Here is a 4,872-nt window from a genome sequence, read left to right on the forward strand (position 1 = left end):
TTGGGCGTGGGGAGGGCTAAAGGCCGCGGCCCATGTCGAGGACTTTGCGGCGGCGGGATTGTTTGAGGTCGGCGGCGGAGAGGGGGAGGAGGGGGGCGAGCTCGGTGGCCAGTGCCATGGCCAGCGAGGCGACGGCGGCGGTGGGGTCGCGGTGGGCGCCGCCGAGCGGCTCGGTGATGATGGTGTCGATGACGCCGAGCTTCTTGAGGTCGCCGGCGGTGACGCGCATGGCGTCGGCGGCGTCGGCGGCGTGGTTGTTGGCCTTGTCGGCGGTGCGCCAGAGGATCGAGGCGCAGCCTTCCGGCGAGATCACCGAATAAATGGCGTGTTCGAACATCAGCACGCGGTCGGCGGCGGCCAGCGCCACGGCGCCGCCGGAGCCGCCTTCGCCGGTGATGGCGGTGATCAGCGGGACCGGGGCATCGAGGCAGGCCTGGGTGGCGCGGGCGATGGCCTCGGCCTGGCCGCGCTCCTCGGCGTCGATGCCGGGGAAGGCGCCGGCGGTATCGACCAGCGTGATGATGGGGACGTTGAAGCGGCCGGCGAGCTCGATCAGGCGGACGGCCTTGCGATAGCCTTCCGGGCGGCCCATGCCGAAATTGTGTTTGACCCGCGTAGCGGTGTCATGGCCCTTCTCATGGCCGATCAGCATCACCGGGATGTTCTGGCCACGCAGCCGGCCGAGGCCGCCGACGATGGCATGGTCTTCGGCGAAGTTGCGGTCTCCGGCCAGCGGGGTGAAATCATCGACCATGCCGGCGAGGAAATCGCGGAAGTGCGGGCGTTCCGGGTGGCGGGCGACCTGGGTCTTCTGCCAGGGGGTGAGGCGGGCGTAGGTTTCGGCGAGCAGGCGGCGGGCGGCGCCCTCGGCATGGCGGGCGCCGGCCTCGTCGCCGGCGGCGCGGTAATCGACGGCGCGGGCCTGGATGGTGGCCACGGGCTTTTCGAAATCGAGAGGGGGGGTGCTCACGCTGTGGTGCTAGGTCGATTCGGAGTGGGGGTCAATTCTGCAGGCGGCGAAAGCGGAAGTACCAGACCTCGCGGCCTTCGCGCAGTGCCTTCTGCTCGTAGCGGGTGGGGGGCCAGTCGGCGGGGCGCTGGTTCCAGTCGGCGGGGGTTTCGGCCAGCCATTCGAAATCGGGATGGTCCTGCAGCTGCTGGAGCGTCCAGTGGCAGTAGATAGGGTGATCGGTGCCGATGCGGAGCTCGGCGCCGGGCTTGAGGGCGCGGGCGAGCAGCGCCAGCGGGCCGGGATTGACGAAGCGGCGCTTGGCGTGGCGGGCCTTGGGCCAGGGATCGGGATGGAGCAGGAAGGCGCGCGACAGGCTGGCGGGGGCCAGCCGATCGAGAAGGTCGAGCGCGTCGCCGTTGTGGAGGCGGATGTTGGTGACGCCGGCCTCGCGGATGTTGGCGAGCGCGCCGACGACGCCATCGAGAAAGGGTTCGGCGCCGAGGAGGCCTGTGTCCGGGTTGGCCTCGGCTTGCGCCACCATGTGCTCGCCGCGGCCGAAGCCGATTTCGAGCCAGAGCGGGCGGTCGTCTCCGAACAGCGCGGCGGCGGTGAGGTCACCGCCGGGCGCAATGGTCAGGGCCGGGAGATCGGCCTCGAGCATCGCGGCCTGGCCGATGCGGAGCTTGTGGCCGGTGCGCCGGCCGTAGAGGCGGCGCAGCGTCGTCGGATCGGAGAGCACCTCAGAGCGCGGACTTGAGCGCATCCACCAGATCGAGCTTTTCCCAGCTGAAGCCGCCATCGGCGTCCGGCGTGCGGCCGAAATGGCCATAGGCGGCCGAGCGCTGGTAGATCGGCTTGTTGAGGCCGAGATGGGTGCGGATGCCCTTGGGGGTCAGGCGCAGCAACTGCGGCAGGATGGTCTCCAGCCGTGCGTCGGCGATGGTGCCGGTGCCGTGCGTGTCGACATAGAAGCTGAGCGGCTCGGCGACGCCGATGGCATAGCTGATCTGGATGGTGCAGCGCTTGGCGAGGCCGGCGCCGACGACCTGCTTGGCGAGATAGCGGCAGATATAGGCGGCCGAGCGGTCGACCTTGGTGGGGTCCTTGCCCGAGAAGGCGCCGCCGCCATGGGGCGCCGCGCCGCCATAGGTGTCGACGATGATCTTGCGGCCGGTGAGGCCGGCGTCGCCGTCCGGGCCGCCGATCTCGAAGCGGCCGGTGGGGTTGATGTGGATGGCGGTGTCGGCGGTGATGAAGCCCTGGGGCATGACATCGTTGAACACGCCCATCACATAATCGCGGAGCTTGCCGTACAGCGCCGGGTCGCCCTCGCCGCCGTGATAATAATAGCCGGGCGCGTGCTGGGTGGAGACGACCAGCGCCGACGCCGCGACGGGGATGCCGTTCTCGAAGGCCAGCGTCACCTGGCTCTTGGCATCGGGTTCAAGGAAGGGGGCGGCGCCGCTGTGGCGGTCGGCGGCCATCTGCTCGAGGACGCGGTGCGAATAATAGAGGGTGGCCGGCATCAGGCCCGGGGTCTCGTCGCAGGCGAAGCCGAACATGATGCCCTGGTCGCCGGCGCCCTCGTCCTTGTTGCCGGATTCGTCGACGCCCTGGGCGATATGGGCGGACTGGGGATGGAGATGGTTCTCGAAGTGCAGGTTCTGCCAGTGGAAGCCGTCCTGCTCATAGCCGATGCGCTTGACCGTCTCGCGGACGACACGCTGGATATCCTCCTGGGCGCCATCGGCCCAATTGCCATCGGCATCGATCATGCCCTGGCCGCGGACTTCGCCGGCGAGGATGACGCGGTTGGTGGTGGTCATGGTCTCGCAGGCGACGCGCGCCTGGGGATCGCGTGACAGGAACAGGTCGACGACCGCGTCCGAGATCTGGTCGGCGACCTTGTCCGGATGGCCTTCCGAGACCGACTCGGAGGTGAAGAGATAGTTGGAACGCGCCATGGCTGCACCTGACCTGCTGGGGACTTTCCCAAGCGTGCTAGCCGCCGCGCGGCGTCGGTGCAAGTGCCATAAAGAATGCTTTATATGATGAAAACAAATCTATCGGCGGGGTTTGGGCGCCAGCCGGCCGCCGATCACGGCGCCGGCCAGCGCGAGGAACAGCGCCATCGCCAGCGGCAGCCAGTCCCCGGCCAACGCATAGGGGGTGGGCGGCAGAGGCGGCGGCAGGGTGAAGCGCAGCACGCCGGCGGTGCCGAGCGGCTGCAGGGCGCGGATCGTGCCGAATGGGTCGATGACGGCGCTCTCCCCGGTTGGGGTGGCGCGGGCGATCGGCAGCCCCTCCTCGATGGCGCGGAGCCGGGCCTGGGCGAGATGCTGGGGCGGGCCGGAGGGACCGAACCAGGCATCGTTGGAGATGTTGGCGATCCAGGCCGGGCGGTTGCCCTTCTCGGTGACAGCGCTGCCGAAGATGATCTCGTAGCAGATCATCGCGCCCAGCGGCGGCATGCCGGGGACGGTGAGCGTGCGCGGGCCGGGGCCGGGGGTGAAATCAAGGCTGCCGGGCGCCAGTCGCGACAGGCCGAGACGCTCCATCAGCGGGCGCATCGGCAGATATTCGCCGAGCGGGGTGAGGTGCGCCTTGTCGTAGCGGCCGAGCAGGCGGCCGCGACTGTCCAGCACGAACAGGCTGTTGGTGACGCCGAGCAGCTCGCCGCGCGGATCGCGCGTCGCGGCGACGCCGCCGAAGACCAGCAGGTCGTTCGGGCCGAGCACGCTGGCGAGGTGCGCGCGCAGCGCCGGCTCCTCCTCGACCAGCCCGAACACCGACGACTCCGACCACAGCACGATATTCGGGCGCAGGCCGTCGGTGGCGCCGGCCAGCGTGTCCGAAAAGGTGCTGTCGGCGGCGGCCTGCGGTTCGACGGCGCCGAACGCCTGGCCATTGGCCGGCTCGGCTGCGCTCGCCGGGCCGGTGGCGGCCGGTGAGGCATCCACCGCAGCGAGGCCCTGCCGGGTCAGCGCCAGATAGGCCTCCAGGTGGCGATCATTGGCGCCCTCTTCGTATTTTTCGTCCTGGCCGATGTTCGGCTGGACGATGACCAGGGTCGGATTGTCAGGGAAATAGACGTCCCTGACCTGGCCGCTGCCGACCGCGCCCAGCAGTACCACCAGCAGTGCCAGACCGGCGCCGCCGACCCGGCCGGTCACCGTGGCGCGCGGGCGGACGATCAGCCACAGCGCGCCGCCGGCCAGCAGCATCACCCCGGTCAGCCCCTGCGGGCCGACATAACGCGCCAGCTGCGCCACGCCCGGCGCCTCCAGCCACGCCGCGCCCAGCGGATTCCAGGCGAAACCCGACAGGAAATGGCCGCGTACCCATTCGGTGACCATGAACGCCCCCGTCAGCACCAGCAGCCGCGGCACGCCGCCTGCCCGCACCATCCGCGCCAGCCAGCCGGCCAGCGCCGGATACAGCGCCAGAAATGCCGACAAGCCGACCACCGCCACCCAGCCCATCGCCGCCGGCATGTTCGACTGGAAGGTGAAGGCCGTCGCGATCCAGCCCAGGCTGGTGACAAACATGCCGAAGCCCCAGGCCCAGCCGACCAGTGCCGCACCCCGCCACGTATGTGTGACATCCACCAGCGCCACCAGCATCGCACTGCCGATGACCGCCAACGGCCACCAGTCCTGCGGCGCGAACCCGCGCGCCGTCAGCACACCGGCGGCGAACGCCAGCACGGCGGAGAGGATGGGACTTTGACGGGGCATGAAGTCTCCGGCGAGGCAGGATGGGAACGCAGGACTGCGGGCTTCCTAAAGCATCATTGTGATGAATGTAATCAGTCCGTGTGCAGTGCGGCATGAACGAGGGAAGGGTGGAAGGGGCCTCCGGCGGCTGGGGCCGTAGGCCCCAGACCCCAAGATCCGGCACGGTCTCGAAGCAATGCCCGT

The 4,872-nt window shown here is 69.7% G+C and carries 4 protein-coding genes; all 4 read right to left on the reverse strand.

Going from position 1 to position 4,872, the window contains the following annotated elements; translation table 11 throughout:
- Positions 1-16: 16 nt before the first annotated feature.
- The 4 genes from ACTIFJ_RS14840 to lnt all read right to left on the reverse strand — a co-directional run bounded on the left by ACTIFJ_RS14840 (position 17) and on the right by lnt (position 4,689).
- Positions 17-970, reverse strand: a complete 954-nt coding sequence (locus ACTIFJ_RS14840; RefSeq protein ID WP_439534887.1) for an acetyl-CoA carboxylase carboxyltransferase subunit alpha — start codon at positions 968-970, stop codon at positions 17-19.
- Between the two features lie 31 nt (positions 971-1,001).
- Entirely contained in the window at positions 1,002-1,715 is a 714-nt protein-coding gene (trmB, locus tag ACTIFJ_RS14845; RefSeq protein ID WP_439534888.1) for a tRNA (guanosine(46)-N7)-methyltransferase TrmB, read from the reverse strand.
- Positions 1,693-2,916, reverse strand: coding sequence for a methionine adenosyltransferase (gene metK, locus ACTIFJ_RS14850; RefSeq protein ID WP_439534889.1), 1,224 nt, complete (start codon positions 2,914-2,916; stop codon positions 1,693-1,695). The genes trmB and metK overlap by 23 nt, the downstream gene beginning before the upstream one ends.
- A 99-nt stretch (positions 2,917-3,015) precedes the next feature.
- Positions 3,016-4,689, reverse strand: coding sequence for an apolipoprotein N-acyltransferase (gene lnt, locus ACTIFJ_RS14855; protein WP_439534890.1), 1,674 nt, complete (start codon positions 4,687-4,689; stop codon positions 3,016-3,018).
- Positions 4,690-4,872: the final 183 nt, after the last annotated feature.

It is taken from the genome of Polymorphobacter sp. (assembly GCF_051860865.1).
Taxonomy (GTDB): domain Bacteria; phylum Pseudomonadota; class Alphaproteobacteria; order Sphingomonadales; family Sphingomonadaceae; genus Sandarakinorhabdus.

Bases quoted from the DNA above. Each gene is read 5' to 3' on its own strand.
- trmB (WP_439534888.1), bottom strand. From the start codon at position 1,715: ATGCGCTCAAGTCCGCGCTCTGAGGTGCTCTCCGATCCGACGACGCTG.
- lnt (WP_439534890.1), bottom strand. From the start codon at position 4,689: ATGCCCCGTCAAAGTCCCATCCTCTCCGCCGTGCTGGCGTTCGCCGCC.
- metK (WP_439534889.1), bottom strand. From the start codon at position 2,916: ATGGCGCGTTCCAACTATCTCTTCACCTCCGAGTCGGTCTCGGAAGGC.